The organism is Marinilabilia rubra (assembly GCF_003121985.1).
Lineage (GTDB): Bacteria > Bacteroidota > Bacteroidia > Bacteroidales > Marinilabiliaceae > Marinilabilia > Marinilabilia rubra.
The window spans coordinates 296,314-316,012 of sequence record NZ_QEWP01000001.1; the positions used below are offsets into that span (position 1 = coordinate 296,314).

Annotated in this window: 12 protein-coding genes; 6 read left to right on the top strand and 6 right to left on the bottom strand. The window is 41.2% G+C overall.

Annotated features, from left to right (window positions below; translation table 11 throughout):
* The first annotated feature begins 109 nt into the window (after positions 1-109).
* A complete protein-coding gene (locus DDZ16_RS01215; protein WP_109262594.1) occupies positions 110-3,238 on the top strand; it encodes an ATP-binding cassette domain-containing protein in 3,129 nt (1,042 codons plus the stop codon).
* Positions 3,239-3,346: 108 nt separating this feature from the next.
* Here DDZ16_RS01215 and DDZ16_RS01220 read toward each other — a convergent pair whose 3' ends face one another.
* Positions 3,347-3,538, bottom strand: a complete 192-nt coding sequence (locus DDZ16_RS01220; protein WP_109262595.1) for a cold-shock protein — start codon at positions 3,536-3,538, stop codon at positions 3,347-3,349.
* A 383-nt stretch (positions 3,539-3,921) separates the two neighbouring features.
* On the opposite strand from DDZ16_RS01220, the gene DDZ16_RS01225 reads away from it, so the two are divergent.
* The 4 genes from DDZ16_RS01225 (at position 3,922) to DDZ16_RS01240 (ending at position 9,987) form a co-directional block, all read left to right on the top strand.
* Entirely contained in the window at positions 3,922-4,785 is an 864-nt protein-coding gene (locus DDZ16_RS01225; RefSeq protein WP_109262596.1) for a sugar phosphate isomerase/epimerase family protein, read from the top strand.
* Between the two features lie 110 nt (positions 4,786-4,895).
* Positions 4,896-7,058: an APC family permease gene (locus tag DDZ16_RS01230; RefSeq protein ID WP_109262597.1), complete on the top strand. Its 2,163-nt coding sequence runs from the start codon at positions 4,896-4,898 to the stop codon at positions 7,056-7,058.
* Positions 7,059-7,490: 432 nt separating this feature from the next.
* The gene (locus DDZ16_RS01235) at positions 7,491-8,789 is read left to right on the top strand and encodes a KamA family radical SAM protein (RefSeq protein WP_109262909.1); all 1,299 of its coding nucleotides are present in this window, start codon (positions 7,491-7,493) and stop codon (positions 8,787-8,789) included.
* A gap of 292 nt (positions 8,790-9,081) precedes the next feature.
* A complete protein-coding gene (locus tag DDZ16_RS01240; protein WP_109262598.1) occupies positions 9,082-9,987 on the top strand; it encodes a lysylphosphatidylglycerol synthase transmembrane domain-containing protein in 906 nt (301 codons plus the stop codon).
* Here DDZ16_RS01240 and DDZ16_RS01245 read toward each other — a convergent pair.
* Entirely contained in the window at positions 9,963-11,345 is a 1,383-nt protein-coding gene (locus DDZ16_RS01245) for an LPP20 family lipoprotein (protein WP_109262910.1), read from the bottom strand. The genes DDZ16_RS01240 and DDZ16_RS01245 overlap by 25 nt on opposite strands.
* A gap of 19 nt (positions 11,346-11,364) precedes the next feature.
* Positions 11,365-11,829 carry a regulatory protein RecX gene (locus tag DDZ16_RS01250; RefSeq protein WP_109262599.1) on the bottom strand — a complete coding sequence of 155 codons (465 nt, stop codon included), beginning with the start codon at positions 11,827-11,829 and terminating at the stop codon, positions 11,365-11,367.
* 90 nt (positions 11,830-11,919) lie between these two features.
* Here DDZ16_RS01250 and DDZ16_RS01255 point away from each other — a divergent pair, with 90 nt between their 5' ends.
* The gene (locus tag DDZ16_RS01255) at positions 11,920-12,990 is read left to right on the top strand and encodes an acyloxyacyl hydrolase (RefSeq protein WP_109262600.1); all 1,071 of its coding nucleotides are present in this window, start codon (positions 11,920-11,922) and stop codon (positions 12,988-12,990) included.
* Here DDZ16_RS01255 and metF read toward each other — a convergent pair.
* The 3 genes from metF to metH all read right to left on the bottom strand — a co-directional run bounded on the left by metF (position 12,987) and on the right by metH (position 19,447).
* Positions 12,987-13,943, bottom strand: coding sequence for a methylenetetrahydrofolate reductase [NAD(P)H] (metF, locus tag DDZ16_RS01260; RefSeq protein ID WP_109262601.1), 957 nt, complete (start codon positions 13,941-13,943; stop codon positions 12,987-12,989). The genes DDZ16_RS01255 and metF overlap by 4 nt on opposite strands.
* A gap of 246 nt (positions 13,944-14,189) precedes the next feature.
* Positions 14,190-15,689, bottom strand: a complete 1,500-nt coding sequence (locus DDZ16_RS01265; protein ID WP_109262602.1) for an Eco57I restriction-modification methylase domain-containing protein — start codon at positions 15,687-15,689, stop codon at positions 14,190-14,192.
* A 20-nt stretch (positions 15,690-15,709) separates the two neighbouring features.
* Positions 15,710-19,447 (bottom strand): methionine synthase, encoded by a 3,738-nt coding sequence (metH, locus tag DDZ16_RS01270; protein WP_109262603.1) that lies wholly within the window; start codon positions 19,445-19,447, stop codon positions 15,710-15,712.
* Positions 19,448-19,699 lie beyond the last annotated feature (252 nt).

Genomic DNA, 19,699 nt, shown 5'->3' on the forward strand with positions numbered 1-19,699 from the left:
AGGACATTAGATGTTTCCTTTATTTATGCTTAAACCTTGGGATTATTTTTTTGTATCTTCACCTTGTATTTAACAATCTCAACAGCCTGTAAATTTAACCGTGCAAGCCATGGAACAAACAATGAGTGAAGCCCTTCTTGAATCATTAATGAAGCTTTTTGCTTTGCTTACCGATCTAAAAACGGAAAGCAAAACCGGAAGAGCTCGCTTCTTGGTGGAAGACTTTCTCACCCGTCACTTTAATACAGAATATGCACAGGAATATTTGAAGAAGTTCGATGAATTCCTGAATCGTTATCATTCCCATATTTATAGTAATAATCAGGAATTAATTGAAAAACAGTCCTCTGATAATCAAACCAGGATACTAAATATCTGTAATCAAATAAACCAGGAACTTGAACAGGAACCTAAGATTATCCTTTTCGTTCAACTTCTTGACTTTCTCAAAAAAGAAGACACCATTAGTGAAGAAGAACACTATTTTGTGGATCTTTTGGCTGAGAATTTAAAAATTGATCCGCAGGATTACGACAACCTCAAAACTTTTATTCTGGAAACACCTGAGGAAGTTACGGATAAAGGTTCATTGCTTTATATCAGCGGAGATAAGGACGCTCCCGATGCCAAAATAAAACACATTTATAACCCCAAACAACAAGTTGCAGTCTGGGTATTAAGAGTGCGTAGTACCAAAACATTTATTTTTAGGTATTCAGGCTCAAGAAACCTTTATCTGAACGGGCATAAAGTAGAACAAAACAGACCGTATGCTTTGGCTGTCGGGGCTGTAATAAAAACTTCACGAATGCCGCCCGTATATTACGGACGTGTAGCGGAGAAGTTCATCCACCGAATTGATAAGGCAAGGATTATTTACCGTGCTGTTGATGTGTCCTATAAATTTAATAACAATCAGATCGGAATTCACAGGTTCAGCTTTACAGGACGATCGGGGCAACTGGTAGGCATCATGGGCGGCAGCGGGACCGGGAAATCTACTCTGTTAAATGTGTTGAACGGAAATTACAAGTTGAGCGATGGAAAAATCACCATAAATGGACATGACCTGGAATTAGACAAGGATAGTCTTGAAGGGGTTATCGGATATGTCCCTCAGGATGACCTGCTCAAAGAAGAATTAACGGTTTTTGAAAATCTTTACTTCAATGCCCGCCTTTGTTTTAGTGATCAATGTCACGATGAAATCGTCCGCAGGGTTGACAATGCTCTTCAGGACTTTGACTTGGTTGAAGCCCGTGATTTGGTGGTGGGGAATCCTTTAAACAAAATCCTCAGTGGTGGACAGCGAAAACGACTCAATATAGCACTTGAGCTTATTCGCGAACCCTCTATCCTTTTTGTGGATGAACCAACTTCCGGCCTCTCCTCCATGGACTCTGAAAAAGTTATGTCACTGCTGAAAAGGCAGGTTTTGAAGGGAAAACTGGTGATGATAAATATTCACCAACCCTCTTCCGACTTATATAAAATGCTTGATAAGCTTCTTATTATTGACAAGGGGGGGTATATTATTTTCAACGGAAATCCTATGGATGCCATTGTTTATTTTAAACAGATGGCTAATTACGTAAACCCGGAGGAGAGGGAATGCTATGTTTGCGGCAATGTTAAGTCAGAACAGGTACTCAGAATTATTGAGGCCCGCATGGTTAACCCCTATGGTAAACTTATTCGTAAACGTAAGGTGAAGCCGGAAGAGTGGTATCGCTATTACCTTGAGAATTTTGAAAGTAAATTTCAATGGAAGGTAAAAAGAAAGATAGATCGCAGAGAGCCACTGCCCGAAAACCTTTACAATATTCCAAACAGGCGAAAACAGTTTTGGATATATACTTTGCGCGATGGCCTTTCCAAATTGAAAGACCGTCAGTATATGCTTATTAATATTTTAGAAGCTCCCGTTCTTGCTTTGATCCTTGGGTTCTTTACCAAGTTTTTGGCCGGTACTGGCAGTAATCCTTCTGCTTATGTTTTTGCTGAGAACGTAAACATCCCTGCATATTTATTTATGTGTGTTGTGGTTTCTCTTTTTATAGGGATGAATGTGAGTGCCGAAGAAATAATAAAGGACAGGAAACTACTGCAACGGGAATCATTCCTTAATTTGAGTCGCTTTAGTTTTCTTAATAGTAAAATATTAATCCTTTTTGCCATTTCGGCTATTCAAACTTTAATGTTTGTAGCTATAGGTAATAGCATTCTGGAAATAAAAGGACTGACCTGGAGTTACTGGCTTATTCTGTTCTCAACGTCCTGTTTTGCCAATATGTTGGGGTTAAATGTTAGTAGCGGGCTTAACTCAGTCGTGGCCATTTATGTGCTGATCCCGCTTATTTTAGTCCCCCACCTGTTGTTTAGCGGGGTTATCGTCAACTTTGATAAACTACATAAATCAATTGCTTCAGAGGAGTTTGTCCCGCGTATTGGTGATGTTATGGTGACTCGATGGGCCTATGAAGCTCTGGCTGTTAATCAATTTAAAAACAATGATTTTGATGCCATGTTTTTTGAGGAAGAACAGGGAATGAGCAATGCCTCCTATTACGGAACTACTTTTATTTCTGAGTTGCTCAATCACATTGAGGCAGCAAAGTGGTCAGCGAATCGCGGAGAAACTGATAAAGCAGTTATGTTTAAAGAGCAGCTTTCCGATGCACTCAGGCAGTTACATCAAAGATTTCCACAAGTTATTCCTGAAGTTGGCTTACCTGATCCCGAAAATTCATGGACAGAATCTGACTTTCAAAAAGCTGATAATGTTCTTTTAACAGGAAAAACCTACTTTAATAATGAATATCAAAAGTGGAATCGGGCTCGGAATGAAAAAATGGAGAGTTTGATTGATCGTATGGGAAGTTCTGAGTCTGTTGTTGATCTCAAAAAAGAGTACCATAATGATGCACTTTATGATATGGTGCTCAAGAAGAATTCAGTGGAACAATTTATCTATAACGGGCATGAATTTATCCGTAAGAAGCATCCCGGATACCAGGAGCCTGCCAGTCAATGGGGAAGAGCTCACTTTTATGCACCGGCAAAGCGGGTGGGCCCCATATCTCTTTCTACTCCGGTTTTCAACATGATGGTGGTTTGGTTAGGAATCGGTTTTCTTTATATTGCTTTATATCTTGATCTGCTTAGACGAATTATTCGCTACTTCGAAACGTTCAGGTTGCGTAGATTGAATAAGCGATTGCAGAAACTGGGTACTTGATAGCTGTTAAAGCAGAATCCGGAAACTATAATTAAAAAGGGGCTTCCGAAATGGAAACCCCTTTTGTTTTCTTTACGCTAAATGTAATCTGGTATTGAAATATATATTCTAAACCAATTTAACATCTACTGCATTAAGACCTTTGCGGCCTTCTACGAGCTCGAAACTCACTTCATCGTCTTCTTTAACTTTGTCAATAAGACCGGTGGCGTGAACAAAAAATTCTTTTTCAGACTCGTCTTCTTTAATGAATCCAAATCCTTTTGACTCATTAAAGAATTTTACTTTTCCTGTTTTCATTTTTAAGTAATTTGTTTGTTAATCGTTCCATGAAGCATTAACGATTGGCAACGGGTTCTTTTACCTTGTTGACAATCATAAAACTGCATGATAAATATTCACAGTACAAATAAAAGAACATTCTTTGGATTTAGCATCATTATAAGGCACAAAAAGTTAGACATTAACAAAAAAATAACAGCCGATTTTTGTTGATCATTGTTGGACATCACCAAATACGGGCGTTTTGGGTTTCAACGGTTTTTGGTGTTAGATTAAGATTTAGTTAATTAGTTCGGTCTTTTGAAGGAATTTTATTATTTTCAACAATATTTTACAAAACAGGTTCTTCAATAACCGAAAACAACACACACAATTTGTATTACCATTTAAAAACAAAGAAGATGAAGAAATCAGTGATTATTTTGCTTTTTATTTTACTTGCAACCAATTTTACAATGTGTACTTCCTCTGAACCTCCAAAAGAGATTGGTCTCCAGTTGTACTCCGTAAGAAATTCCATGAAAGAAGCACCAAAGGAAACCGTCAGGAAAGTTGGAGAAATGGGATATGCCTTTATTGAAGCTGCAGGCTATGGTGATGGTGAATTTTATGGCATGAATCCTCTCGAATTTAAGGCTCTTGTTGAAACAAGCGGCATGAAATTTATTAGTTCTCATACAGGTCGTGCTTTGCCGGATTCTGCCAATTGGGATAAAACCATGGAATGGTGGGACCAGTGTATTGATGCCCATTTGGAAGCAGGCGTGAAATATATTGTTCAGCCCTGGATGGGCGAGCAGGGCTATAATTCTCTTGAAGGATTGAAAAAGTACTGTGAGTATTTCAATGCTGTTGGCCAAAAATGTCGTGAAAAGGGGATTGAATTCGGTTATCATAATCATGATGGTGAATTTGCCGAACTTGAGGGTGAAGTGATATACGATTACATGCTTCAAAATACTAACCCCGAAAACGTGTTTTTTCAACTTGATTTATATTGGATTAAGGAGGGGGGTAAAGACGCAGTGTATTATTTTAACGAATACCCAGGGCGTTTTCTTCTATGGCATGTAAAGGATGAGAAAGAACTTGGTGCAAGCGGAGATATGGATTTTGAGTCTTCATTTGAACTTGCCGGCAAAGCAGGTGTGCAGTATTTGATTGTCGAAGTTGAGAAGTATAACTTTGATCCGCTTGAAAGTGTTGAGAAAAGTCTCCAATATCTGCAGAATGCTGATTTTGTTGAGTCTGCTTATGTGAAATAAGCCAAATTATTTAAACCATTTGACCGCAATGGAGTTTTTCTGTTGCGGTTTTTTTTACCCATAGAAATCTTTTAGGCAAAATTATATCTTTGTTTTTTTTAGATGTTTGTATGCAGAACAATAAGTTAGGAACTTTCGGTGGCGTATTTACTCCTTCTTTGCTGACCATATTAGGAGTAATTATGTATTTGCGTTTTGGTTGGGTTGTGGGCAATGTAGGGCTTATTGGCACCCTTATGATTGTTACTCTATCAACTTCCATTACCTTTTTAACTTCTCTTTCCATTGCTTCTATTGCAACCAACTCCAAAGTAAAAGCGGGTGGAGCTTATTACATGATTAGCCGCTCTTTGGGTGTTGAAATCGGCGGTGCATTGGGTATCCCGCTATATCTGGCACAAACATTCTCTGTGGCATTGTATGTGATGGGGTTTTCTGAAAGTCTTGTGGCTGTATTTCCTGTTCTTAACTTCAAGGTTGTGGGTGTAATTACCACCCTTTTGTTGGGTGTACTTGCCCTTTTTTCAACGAAAGCCACCATTAGGGCTCAGTATTTCATTCTTTCCATAATTGGCTTATCGCTGATTTCATTAGTTCTTGGAAAGCCTATTGAGAATTCCGAAATTGAAATGTGGGGCGTACCTGAGCATATGTCCGTTGGGTTCTGGCAGGTTTTTGCAGTGTTTTTTCCCGCTGTAACGGGTATAATGACAGGAGTAAATATGTCTGGTGATTTAAAAAACCCTTCCAGGTCTATTCCCCTGGGAACTTTTTTGGCAGTGGCTATCGGGTACCTTATTTATATGGGGCTTCCTTTGATATTGGCCGGAAGAGCCGATGCTGCCACCTTAGTAGAAGACCCGTTGATAATGCGGAAGATTGCATTTTGGGGTGGCGCTATTTTGTTGGGTGTATGGGGTGCTTCTCTCTCTAGCGCTGTTGGAAGTCTGCTGGGAGCTCCCAGGGTTCTGCAGGCGTTGACACGAGACAATGTTGTGCCCAGAAAAATGTCGGTATTGGCCAATGGTTATGGGCCGGAAAATATTCCCCGTGGCGGAACCATTCTGACAATTGCCATTACCCTGGTGTCGGTAATTCTTGGTGACCTTGATGCCATTGCACCTGTACTCACCATGTTCTTTTTGGCAACTTATGGAATACTGAATGTTACTGCCGGTATTGAGCGTTTTCTGAAAAGTCCTTCTTTCCGGCCCAAGTTTAAGGTTCATTGGATCTTTTCTTTGGTGGGGGCGGTTGGCTGTATTGCTGTGATGTTTTTAATCCATGCGGTAGCAACAATCCTTTCTGTTGTTTTTATTTTAGCCGTACTGATCTGGCTGCGGAGAAGAAGATTAAAAACCACCTGGGGTGACGTGCGAAGCGGTATGCTTTTGCAGGTAGTGAGGTATGCTTTGTTGCAATTGAAACCACATAACGATCCCAAAAGTTGGAGACCCAATATTTTAGTGTTTTCGGGAGCACCTATAAAACGTTGGCACTTGATTGATTTCGCCAACGGACTGGCCCAGGAGAAGGGGCTGTTTACAGTAGCAACTATTCTGCCTGAGGCAAAAGTATCTCAGGAAAAAATTTACCAATATGAAAAACAGATTAAAGAGTATCTTATTGAAAAGAATATTCGTTCTCTGGTTCGTGTAGTAAGGGCTCAGAATCCTTTTGTTGGGGCCCAATATCTGAGTAATGCCTACGGGTTGGGGCCACTGGTTCCAAATACAATTTTGCTTGGCGATACGACTGATGCTTCCCATCATGAGCCTTATTCAGATATGATCAATCATTTTTACCAGTCAAGGAAAAATGTGATCATACTTAGGGATGAGGAACCTGTTCCTAACCGCAGCAATCTTAATGTGGATATTTGGTGGGGAGGGCTGAAAGGCAATGGCGGTTTAATGATGGTTTTGGGCTACATGATGCAAAACAGTCCACACTGGCAACAGGTTAATATTACTATCAAAATGGTTGTAACTTCTCAAAAGGCTGCTTTGGAGGCTGAAAAGAATCTTGACAAATTGTTGTCCTCTATTCGGGTCGACTTCAAAAAGAAAATTCTTGTATCCGAAAAGGGAGATTTTTTCAATTTGCTATCCAATGATTCCCAGGCAACCGATTTAGTGATGTTGGGGCTTAAGAAGCCTGATGCCGGTTTCTCGGGATATTTTAATGATTTGAAGCGAAAAACAGCTTCTATTCCACGCAAACTTTTTGTGGTGGCTTCACACGATATTGCTTTTAAAGAAATCCTAAGTTAAGCGTAGGTTTACCAAACGATCATTAAATCGAGATTTTAGATTTAAAGGAAGATGAATAAATTGTAAATTATTGTTTACACCTGTGTTTTGCCGTGTTTGTTGCTGATAAAAATCATCTTTGCGAGTCTCGCAGCAGTAATTTGTAAGGATTTTCAGTGTTTTTGGAGGGTGTGTGACTGTAAGTAGCTGAATTGCAGTTGTTAGCGCAATTACTATTTGTGCATTTCCAAAAAAAACAGTACTTTTGCGCTAAATTCAGGATCATACCCTCCTTGTTGGATGATACTACCTGATTGCGGATATTTTGCCTCTATTTGTTCGACAGATTTAAGGCACCCAGGGCTCCTTAGATGTTGCTCGTTTTTACTGGGACTGCAATTATTATGCAGTATTGAGAAGAATTGTTAATAAAAATATAAATTTTGGATGCCTATGAAATATCAGATCTATTCATTGCATAATTATCGCAATATACCCCAGATTGATAAGTTGAATGAGCAGGATTTAAGAAACATAGATGTTGTAGGTCATGTTTTGCCATTTAAAACCAACAACTATGTGGTGAACGAATTAATTGATTGGGATAATTTTCATGAAGATCCTATTTTCATCCTTAACTTCCCCCAAAAACAGATGCTTCACCCCGAAGACTTTGATAATATGTCTTCGGTACTTGATAAACAGACAGATAAAGTAGTTCTAAAAAAAGCTGCTAACGAAATACGTCATAAGCTGAATCCACATCCCGCTGGTCAGGCTCAAAATGTTCCTGAGTTAAACGGACAAAAGCTTCCCGGCATTCAGCATAAGTACGATGAAACCATGCTGTTTTTTCCTACGCAGGGGCAAACATGTCATGCTTATTGTACTTTCTGCTTTCGATGGCCGCAATTTACGGGAATGGACGACCTTAAATTTGCAATGAATCAGGTGGAGTATGTGATTGAGTATCTGAAGGTGCATCCCGAGATATCTGATATTCTAATTACCGGAGGGGACCCAATGGTTATGAAAGCTTCTATTTTGGATGCGTATATCACAAAGATACTGGATGCAGATATTCCGCATTTGCAAAATATCCGGATTGGAAGTAAGTCGCTTTCATTTTGGCCTTATAGATATTTAACCGACAATGATGCCGACGATATTCTAAGGATTTTTGAAAAAGTCACTAAAGCTGGAAAATCCCTTGCTTTTATGGCCCATTTCAACCATCACAGGGAACTTGAGACAGAAGCTGTGTCAAAAGCTGTGGAACGAATTCGTCAAACAGGAGCTCAAATTCGCACCCAGTCTCCAATTCTTAACCATATTAATGCTGACAGTAATGTTTGGAGTACGATGTGGAAGAAACAGGTGAATATGGGAATGATTCCATATTACATGTTTGTAGCCCGCGATACCGGAGCCCAGGAATATTTTGGAGTTTCCTTAAGCCGTGCATGGGACATCTTCCGTAATGCCTACATTAACGTAAGTGGGATTTCAAGGACTGTAAGAGGGCCAAGTATGTCTTGTACACCGGGTAAAGTGCGGATTATTGGTGTTAGTCAGGTGCGGGGAGAGAAGGTTTTTGTTTGTGAGTTTATTCAGGGACGTAACAGAGAGTGGGTAGGATACCCGTTTTTTGCAAAATATGATCCTAAAGCATTGTGGATGGATGATCTGAAGCCGGCTTTTGGTGAAAAAGAATTCTTCTTTGAAGAAGATCTTGCCAGATTGCTTCTGTAAGGGGTTTTTAAACTCAGAAACTGTTTAAATTTTGTTTTTGGAAAATATTTTTGAAGAATTGAGTTCTTAGACAAGTCAAGACCAGAAAACTTCCCGGAGGATAAAACTTAAACAGTTTCTCAATAATATTATGAATAATAAACCGCAGAAGTTTCCAACCTGCGGTTTTTTTATTGGATTTACTTACTTTTGAGGTTTTCTTTAAAATAGGTGGTTGCAACCATTGATATTAGATTGAAAGACTATTGATAGATCCTGACAAAAAGTACTTGAGCAACCGAAATTATTATCAATGCAAAAGAAGAAGCTCTTCAAAACGCTAAAGTTAGTTGCCAAAATTGTTCTTAGCGCTGCTATTCTTTGGTATATTTCTACAAAGATTGATGTGGCTGCTATCGGACGAGCTATTGCACGTGCCAATGTGTGGTGGCTGGTACTGGCATTATTTATATACAGTGTTTCTCAGGTGGCAGCATCTTTCAGGCTAAACACTCTTTTTCGTCTTATACCTATTCGTATTAGTCAAGTTTCGAATTTGAGACTTTATTGGCTTGGGTTGTTTTACAATCTTTTTCTGCCGGGAGGAGTTGGAGGTGACGGCTTCAAAGTTTACATGCTGAATCATTATTTGAAAGTGCCTGTTAAAAGATCGCTGGGAGCTATCTTTGCCGACCGGTTATCCGGACTTACCATTATTGTGACTTATTTATTGGTATTACTTCATTTCGTAGATTTGGAGGTTCCCTACAAAAACTGGCTGATAGTGGCTATCCCTGTTCCGGTAGTGGTATTCTTTTTCTTTATGAGATGGGTATTGCCACTTTTTAAGAAGGCTTTTTTCGCAATAAGCCTGTGGTCTCTGCTTGTACAGGGGATCCAAATGCTTGCTGCGGTATGCATCCTAAATGGCCTTGGCGTTGATAATTCTGCAAGCTATGATGACTATCTGTTCCTTTTCTTCGTTTCGGCCATTATGGCTTCAGTGCCTGTTACCCTGGGAGGAATAGGGGCCAGGGAGTTTGCTTTTTTGATTGGGGCACAATACCTGACCTTGCAGCAAGATCAGGCAGTTGCCTTGAGCCTCCTGTTTTTCCTCATTTCCGCATTATCGGCCTTTCCCGGAATTTTGTTTACAATCACCCCCCGCGAGATTATAAATCATTATGAAGAAGATCAGAAGTTTAAGGCCTCCAGCTGAGGATAAACGCCTTTTTCAAATCTTTCCAGTAGTTTTTGTCTTGCCTCTTTTAGGGCATAATCAAAACTCCCCGGCCGCATACCTTTTACACCTGTAATGGTTTCGCTGAAAATTTCTGTTTTGGTTTCTGCAGAGGTGACTGAAATGTGAAGGTCGGCAAATACCAGGTAAACTGTATATCCATTTCCTTCTTTGATGTCCCCTTTCTTAAAGTTGGCATTTACTTCAATAATGTAAGATGCCTTTTCGGAAGTTTGGGTGAAATTAAAAAAGGTTTCATTGAGGTGCGATTTCAATTGGTTTGAAAAAAGCTTTTGCCCCGTTGGTTGCCCGAAAACAGATTCGGATGCATCAAGCCATGCATCTGACTTTTGTAATTCAATATTGAATTTGGCGGTGGGGATGGTTTCTTCAGGAAGAAAGAACTTTACCAAGGGGCTTTTTATGTTTTCTTCCCGGAGCAAAACTGTGTGGTCAAAAGCAACTTCAACTTGCTGTTTCTTTAAAGATGATTCCAGTTTTTGGATATAACTGTCCACTTCACCTCCCGGGTTGGAGGTAGCTTTTTCCTGCAACAGGCCTTCTCCTTGAACAAACTTGTAGTGAACGGGGAAATTCCTGACAGGCACCTTTCTGCCTGTGGAAGAGTAAAACTCTACCATTGCTTTTAAGGGTTTCTCCATCGTTTTGGAAAATGAAACTTTGTAGTTGGGATTTACCGGAGTTATAGAGATTTTTGAAAAAAGGTGTCTAAGGTCCTGCATTATGTCCGAACCAAAATTGATATTCCCGTCTATTGAACGGTAGGTCAAATCTTCCTTAAGGTGATTTTCCAACGATTCAATGGCTTTGAAGTAGGCACCCAGGGCTGCCGTGATTTGCAATCTCCCGGTCATTTCTCTGGCTTCAAGCAAATATGATGCTGCTTTCTTTTTGGCCATTTCAAGGTCAAGTCGTTTTCTTCGCGTGTATTGATCCTTGTTGAGTTTCATTAACACCCAGTATTCCCTTCTGTTTTCCCAGGTTTTAACTTCATAGCCGGTCAAGTTCTCTTCTGCGGAGGTTGAAATCTCTGATTCAAATGTTTCACGAAAATTGTAATTGTCCTCAAATTGCCGCATCAATGAGTTAGCTGATACGTTGACTTCTATTTCAGAAGCCATTTCTTTTAATGCATCGGCTCTTGCTTTTTTGGCGTAATCAAGACCGGAGGTTTCCTTCTTATAGGCCATACCGATACCAATGTAAAAGCTCCTGTCCGAAGGGCGCTTCTTAACCCACTTGGGTTTTCCGGCTTCTGCAGAAGAGTTGGATAGAAGAAAAACAACGAGAATGACTAATGAATAGAGCCGAGGCATAGTTTTGTGTTTAATAGGTTTAATCATTTTTTAACAATAATTGTTCCACAATTGGAATGACTTCCTGATATTCATATCCCTTAGAAACAGCATTTCGAATAATCGCTGCCTTTTGCTTTATGGGTTCCTTGTTTTTCACCTGACGAAGTTTCTCTTTAATAACATCTTCCAGTGTAAGGGTATACTCATCCTTGTTAATTTGTTTCAGGGCCTCTTCAATTATTTCGGGAGGGACTTCTTTTTGCTTCAATTGCCACCATATTTTTTTTCGGCCCCACCGGTTGAATTTGAATTTATCCCTTACAAAGAAATTGGCATAACGGTTTTCATCAATGAATTTTTCTTCAATTAAACTGACCAGTATTTTTTCAATATTATCAGGACTAATGTCCCATTTTATGAGTTTTTTCCGAATATCTGAACGACAGTACTCCTGGCGCGAGCAAAGAGCCTCTACTTTATTTAAGGCGGTTTTTACGTCCATGTAAATTGATCCTTTTTTAGGTTTTGATGGTTCCACTAAAGTAATGAAATTTAATGAGCCGATTTGGTTAGTATTTTTAAATTATAGGTAATGTTGATCAGAGTAATACTTGTTTCAGGTCTTTTATTTGTTGCCCTGGGAGTTTGGGGCCAAAAGTCCGAAAATAGAGCCCCGCTGCACTATTTGTCAGGGTATATCTATGGAGGACAAATAGAAATTCATTCTTCAAAGATTGATCACTTCCAGGGTGTGCGGCCTTTTGGTGCAGGTGTCGATTTCTCCTGGAAATTTGTATCTAAAAAAGCCTACAGCCTTTGTTCATGTTATCCCTCATTAGGACTTTCAGTCAATTACTGGAATTTTGGACATGAATCTTTGGGAAATGCAGTTTCAACCCTGTTTTATGTGGAGCCTGTTCTTTTTTCTCCTGCTGGAATTGATTTGGCGGTAAAGGCCGGAATGGGAGTCAGTTATTTAGACCATCCATACAACGAAAAGTATAATCCATTAAATGTCACTTACAGTACAAACTTTGCCTTTCCATTGATGATCGGATTGTCTGCAGATGTACCCCTTGATACGAACTGGTCAATTCGTCTGTCAGGGATATTTCAACATATTTCAAATGGGGGAGTTAACCAGCCAAACCTTGGCATTAACTATACCACCCTGGGGGTGGGTTTAAAAAGAAAACTGGATTCCAGAAGTTTGCCTCCTCCAATTAAGCCGGAACCCATTGATCCTGATGCTGCAGAGACGAGATTGCTTTTCGCCTTTTCAAGTGGCATCAAAGAACCGGAGGATTCGGAGGAAAAGGCCATTCTTATGGCTGTCTCGGCCGAATACCTCCATCAGTTTGCACGAATCAATGCCTGGTCGGTTGGCTTGCAGGGAGAATATGACAATAGCCGTTCAGAACCGGGATTTAACAACAAATCCCGGCTGAGTTTGACGGCCGGACACAGTTTTTTACTTGGTCGATTCACCTTTGGGCAAAAGGGGGGAATTTATGTTTGGCGGGGCCACTCCACGCATTCGCCATGGTATCAGTATTATACCCTTGATTTTGACTTGGCCGGTCGGTTTGGTTTCGGGGTGGGCCTGAAAGCGCATGGCAAAGTGGCCGAATATCTTGGTGTTCGATTGCTTTACAAGCTTTAATAAACGTCCTTTGCAATATTGTAAACGCACTGACTGGCCATCATGGTGTAAAAATGCAATAAGTTAAACCCTTTTGATACTAAATCTTTGGCCTGCATGATGCTCCACTCGGTGCCGACTTTGCTTACCTGTTCTTTTGTTTCGCACTTTCTTAATTCCTTTGCAAGCGCTTCAGGAATATCCGTGTGGAAAATTTTGGGTAGAACGGTTAGTTGATTTTTACTGTTAATGGGCTTTAATCCGGGGATAATCGGCACATTTATTCCTGACTGTCTGCATTTTCCCACAAATTCCACAAATTTATCGTTGTCAAAAAACATTTGTGTTATAATGTACTCAGCTCCGGCGTCTACTTTTTGCTTGAGCCAGTAAATGTCAGAATCCAGGTTGGGGGCTTCTTCATGTTTCTCAGGGTAGCCTGCTACGCCATAGCTGAAAGGCGTTTCAAACGGTTCCATCAGCGTACCGTCGAGAAACTGTCCCTTATTCAGGTTATTGACCTGATGGATGAGGTCGATGGCGTAAGCGTTGCCACCTTCTTCCGGCTTAAAAAACTGGTGACGGTCAGAGCAATCGCCTCTTAGCAATAATAGGTCGTGAATTCCCAAAAAGTTAAGGTCGATGAGTGCATATTCAGTTTCACTCCGGGTAAAACCGCTGCAAATCATGTGGGGCACTACAGGGATATGGTATCTGTGCTGAATGGAGGCTGCTACAGCTACCGTCCCCGGGCGTTTGCGAAAAACCTGGGGCTCGGTTATGCCCTGGGCATTTTGTTTGTAAACCACCTCATCGCGGTGCGAGGTAATGTTTATATACAAAGGATTGAACTCTTTTAGCTTATCTATGGTGTTAAATACTTTTTGAATGCTGTTTCCTTTTAGGGGAGGGAGCAGTTCAAATGAGAAGGAGGGTTTATCGGTGTTTCGGATAAGTTCGGCAACTGTAGACATAGTTTCTTGATTTTTCGGCTGCAAAAATAAGATTATTATTTTTATGTGCTAAAAAATAACGGTTTGTTTGTGTTTTGCTGTTTTGTGTAATGAATTTAAATTGCTTCCAATACAACCGTCAGAAGAAGGTATTTCCTTTTTGGTTAGTTGCCATGGGTGCTTTAAAAAAGCCATTTGTTATTCCGCAAAGCCCCGGAGCTATCGACGAATAAGCTTCTGTTCTCCAGCTGAAAACCTGAACTTAATTTATTCAAACTCTATCAGTTTCTTTATTTTTCCTGGTTGTGCCCAGTTCATTGTGCCTTCCATTCTTGTAGATAAGAGATATTCTTCAATGGCGGGATTTTTTAAGGCTTTCAAAATTTTATTGGCTTCCGCTTTGTTTTTTGCCGGAATAAATGCCTGAAGAGCCTGGTTGGCTTGCCAGATACCTGAAACAATAATGGGGCAAAAACATTTACGTCCATATGCTTCCCATACCACCTTGTATGAGGCATAGTTGTAGCTGCCTACACCCAGAAGAGCCCACCATCTCCCCTTCTTTATCCATCCATTGATGAGGGTTCCTTTGCGGCCTGTCAGTTTTTGACGATGGTTTTCCAAATAGCTTTTCAGTTCGGGATAATTGTTAAGTTCATCTTCAGAGAGAGGCATTCCTTTGCTGTCGTGTGGTATTAAAACCCAGGCTACCGGTTTTTCAGTTTGATTCTTGAAGTTGACGGATTTTAACAGTGGAAAAACAAACTTAGTTGGAAGTTTCGTTGTCCCATCCACCATACAGAAATCTTCGTTTATTTTTTGGCAGATGTTGAAAAAAAAGACATTGTTTGCTCCGCAGGTGTTGAGGCCTTGTCTGGGCATTGAATCCTTTGAGAGTTTTATTTTGTTGAAGGAGTTGAGTTTTTTCTCCTGGTGTTTTTTGTATATGCTAAGGGGAGCGGTTGGGGTTCCAACCGGCGCTGAGAGATAGTCCTCCCATTTGTTTTGTTTAAAAACGGAGTACTTTATTGGGAAGTCGGGTGCTTGATTGCGTGAAAAATGAACCAGTCCGTAACGGGTAGAAACTTTCTGAAAAACTGCCTCCTTGTTGAAGTCAAACACCCGGATGGGAGCGAAACTTGTTTCATGGATTTTGTAAGTTCTGAACGGCTGATGCGCCCCGTCGTTTAGCAATAGTGATAAAGGCATAAAGAAATAAGCATCGCCACCTTCTTTTAAAAAACCGGCAATTGAGACCTGAATAATAAGTGCGGCGATATCTATTCGTGAACCGCCTAAAAGGAGATTTCGTTTGTTGTCAATCAGGTCAAATTTGGCAAACAGAGGCTTTATCTTCTGTTTATAGATATCCGGTAAATCTACGTAATTTTGCCAGGGTGGGTTGCCCAGAATAATATCAAATGTTTGTTCCGGCAAATCTAATAGGTCCTTGTTCCAGAGATTTTGAGACATGTCTAGTTTGTATGTCTCACGGAATATGGAAAGTGCCTTTTTGTGATGGCTGTAGTTTAACTCGTTGCCGTATAAGTTTTGGGTGGGGAGTTCTTGGATGGCGTATCCTTTTCTTTGACCATGTAAGATCAATGCTTCAAGCAGATGGCCATGCCCCATGGTGGGATCGAATATGGTGGCCCCTTTCATCCATTTTCTGAAAATGTTGAATTGAGAGATGGCGAATTCACCCCATTTAAGAGGGGTGAAGATATCGCCAATTTTCAATTCTTTTTCAACTTCGGATGTTTTCAAGATTCAATAGGTTAAGACGTTTACTTGTCTGCCAGATTGGTGGGGATCCACTTTTCAAACTCCTCGGGAGTCATACCCTTACGGCTTGCAATATCTTTAACCTGATCGCTTTTTACTTTTCCCACACCAAAGTAAATGGCATCGGGATGAGCCAGATAGAGTCCGCTTACCGAGGCGTTGGGGTACATGCTGAAATGTTCGGTGAGGGTGATTCCGGCATTCTTTTCAACTTCCATGAGATCGAAAAGCAAACTTTTTTCACTGTGATCGGGACAAGCCGGATATCCCAGTGCAGGTCTGATACCACGGTAACGTTCTCTTACGAGGTCATCATAATTAAACTCTTCATCGGGATTGTATCCCCAGAATTCTTTTCTCACTCTGAAATGCATCAATTCAGCAAAAGCTTCAGCCAGCCTGTCTGCCAGTGATTTTATCAGTATGGCATTGAAGTCATCCTGTTGCTCCTCAAATTTCTTTGCCCATTCTTCAGACCCTTCTCCGGCGCTTACGGCAAAACCACCTATGTAGTCGGGAGTGCCTGAATCTTTTGGGGCTACAAAATCAGCCAGTGAGTAATAATGTTTTTTACCTTGTTTTTTCTGCTGCTCCCTCAGAAAATGGAAAGTTGTGGAGAGCTCTGTCCGCTGTTCATCGGTGTAAACCTCAATGTCGTCGCCAACGCTGTTAGCCGGGAAAAGCCCTATTACAGCATTGGGTTGAATCATTTTTTCTTCCACAATCTTCTTGAGCATTTCCTGGGCATCGCGCCAGAGCTTCAGAGCTTCAGTGGCTTTGGCTTTGCTGCTTTCCGAATTAAAATTGCTAAGCCATGCTTCTTCCGATGCCTTATCGGTCACCTTTTCAATGCCCCGGTAATTTCCGGTCAGCCGCCAGGCATGGAAGAAGAATGTCCAGTCGATGAATGGAATTATTTCCTCTACCGGGTAGTCTGAAAAGGTTTTGATGCCGAGAAAACTTGGTTTTTTTACCGGAGCATCTTTCCAGTTGGTCTCCCACTTATTCTTTCTGGCTTCTTCAATGCTTAAATATTCAACCGCCTTTTTATTGGCATTGGCATTTCTGAGTTTTTCATATTCCTGACTAATGCTGTCTACATAGTTTCGATGTTCCTTTTTTGAAAACAGAGAACCCACTACCTGAGCACTCATAGATGCGTCTTTTACATAGAGAACGGGGCCTGAATAAAAAGGATCTATTTTAACTGCGGTATGAACTTTTGAGGTTGTAGCCCCACCTATCAATAGTGGTTGCTTCATACCTCTTTGTTCCATTTCCCGGGCAACATTGCTCATCTCTTCAAGCGAAGGCGTAATCAAACCGCTCAAACCAATGATATCAGCTTCCTGTTCAACGGCTTCACTGAGTATTTTCTCAGCCGGAACCATCACGCCCAGATCAACTACATCGTAATTGTTGCAGGCAAGAATGACTCCCACTATGTTTTTTCCAATATCATGGACATCGCCTTTGACGGTAGCCATCAGTACTTTCCCTTTTTTTGTATTGGCATTTCCGGAAGCTTTTTTCTCTTCTTCGATGAAGGGTTCCAGGTAGGCTACCGCCTTTTTCATTACCCTCGCCGTTTTTACCACCTGGGGTAGAAACATTTTTCCGGAACCAAAAAGGTCTCCCACTATGTTCATTCCATCCATTAAGGGTTGCTCAATGATGTCGAGTGAAAAATCGTACTTGCTGCGGGCCTCTTCCAGATCTTCTTCGAGATAATCGGAAATACCCCTGACCAGACAATGATGTAAGCGTTCCTCAAGAGGTTTATCCCGCCAGGTTTCCTTCTGGATGACTGCCCCTTCTTCTTTTTGTTCTTTAAGGGCTTCAGCTTTTTCAATAAGTCGTTCAGTGGCATCTTCCCGGCGATTGAGCACCACGTCTTCAACCAGTTCAAGCAAGTCGGCAGGAATCTCATCATAAATTTGCAACATTCCGGGATTTACAATTCCCATATCCATGCCTGCTTTTATGGCATGGTACAGAAAAACGGCATGCATGGCTTCGCGGACCTGGTTGTTGCCCCTGAAGGAGAATGAAAGGTTGCTGACGCCCCCGCTTACTTTGGCGTGGGGCAGATTTGTTTTGATCCATTTGGTAGCTGCGATGAAGTCTACTGCATAGTTGTTATGCTCCTCAATTCCCGTTCCAATAGCCAGAATGTTGGGGTCGAAAATAATATCTTCCGGGGGGAAGTTTACCTTTTTGGTAAGCAATTCATAAGCTCTTCCGCATATTTCTCTCCGCCGTTCGAAGGTGTCGGCTTGGCCCTTTTCATCGAAGGCCATTACAACCACTGCGGCACCAAAATCTTTAATGCTTTTGGCCTGATGCAAGAATGGTTCCTCTCCCTCTTTCAGACTAATGGAGTTAACAACTGCTTTACCCTGAAGGCATTTCAGCCCTGCTTCGAGTACTTCCCATTTTGAAGAGTCTACCATCACAGGCAAAGAAGCAATGTCTGGTTCGGCTGCCATCAGATTGAGGAACGTGACCATCTCTTTTTTCGCATCCAGCATGGCATCATCCATGTTAACGTCGATGATTTGTGCGCCGCCCTCTACCTGGTTTTGCGCAACAGAAAGAGCTTCTTCATATTTTTCTTCCCTGATGAGGCGGGCAAATTTACGAGACCCGGCCACATTGGTGCGTTCACCTATGTTGACGAAATTAGTGGTCTGCTCCATTACCAGGGCATCTAATCCGGAGAGCCTGGTTTTGGTCTCTATTTCTGAAGGAATGTGGGGCGTTGCTTTACGGATGTATTGCGAAAAGGCCGAGATGTGTTCGGGGGTGGTTCCGCAGCACCCACCAATGATATTTACTAAACCCTGGTTTAAATATTGAAAAATTTTTGGAGCCATTTCATCAGGTGTTTCATCGTATTCCCCAAACTGGTTGGGAAGTCCGGCATTGGGATAGGAGCTGATGAAATGGGGTGTTTTTTCGCCCAGTGTTTTTACATATGAGCGCAGGTCTTCTGCCCCGAAAGAGCAATTCAATCCAATAGAGAAAATTGGGAAGTGAGAAACCGAAATAAGGAATGCATCCAGCGTTTGTCCGGATAAAGTGCGGCCACTGGCATCGGCTACAGTTACCGAAACCATTATCGGAAAGTTCTTTAAATCACGCTTTTCAAGTTCTCCGTAAATTCCGTAAAGTGCGGCTTTGGCATTTAATGTGTCAAAGATGGTTTCGAGTAATAGAAGATCTGCTCCTCCGTCCAATAGGCCTGCCGCCTGTTCGGCATATACCTCTGCCAGGTCGTCGAAAGTTACAGCACGATAACCGGGATTGTTGACATCAGGACTCAGTGAGGCTGTTTTGTTGGTAGGCCCCATGGAACCGGCCACAAATCTTGGTTTTTCAGGGGTTGAGAATTTTTTTGCCGCCTGGGAAGCTAGCAGGGCTGATTGTTTGTTCAGATCATAAACACGGTTCTCAAGAGCATAGTCTGCCTGAGATATTTGGTTGGAGTTGAAAGTGTTGGTTTCAATGATGTCTGCTCCCGCCTCCAGATATTTTTCGTGAATGGCACTTATGATGTCCGGACGAGTCAGGGATAATAAGTCGTTATTTCCTTTTTGAGGATGACTGTGATTCTTAAATTCATCTCCCCTGAAATCCTCTTCGGTTAATTTGTATTGTTGAATGAGGCTTCCCATAGCCCCATCGAGCAGTAAAACTCTCTTCTGTACCAGTTCTCTCAGTTGTTCTGTTTTACTCATAATGATTCTTGTTGACATAAGCCAATAAATCAGACGACTCATTAGATGTAAGTCGTTGACAGATTTGTCGTAAGGTGGTTAATGATTTGTTTTGCCAAAATTGACTCCGAAGCCTTAAGACATCGTAGTCATTTGAACTGCAAAGGTAAGTAAATATATGGTATTAGAAATCCATCGCAGTTTAGGAGATATAATATGGAAGAGCAGGATGGAGGTTTGGGTTTGTAAGGAATATTTGGCAAAAAGAAAGGG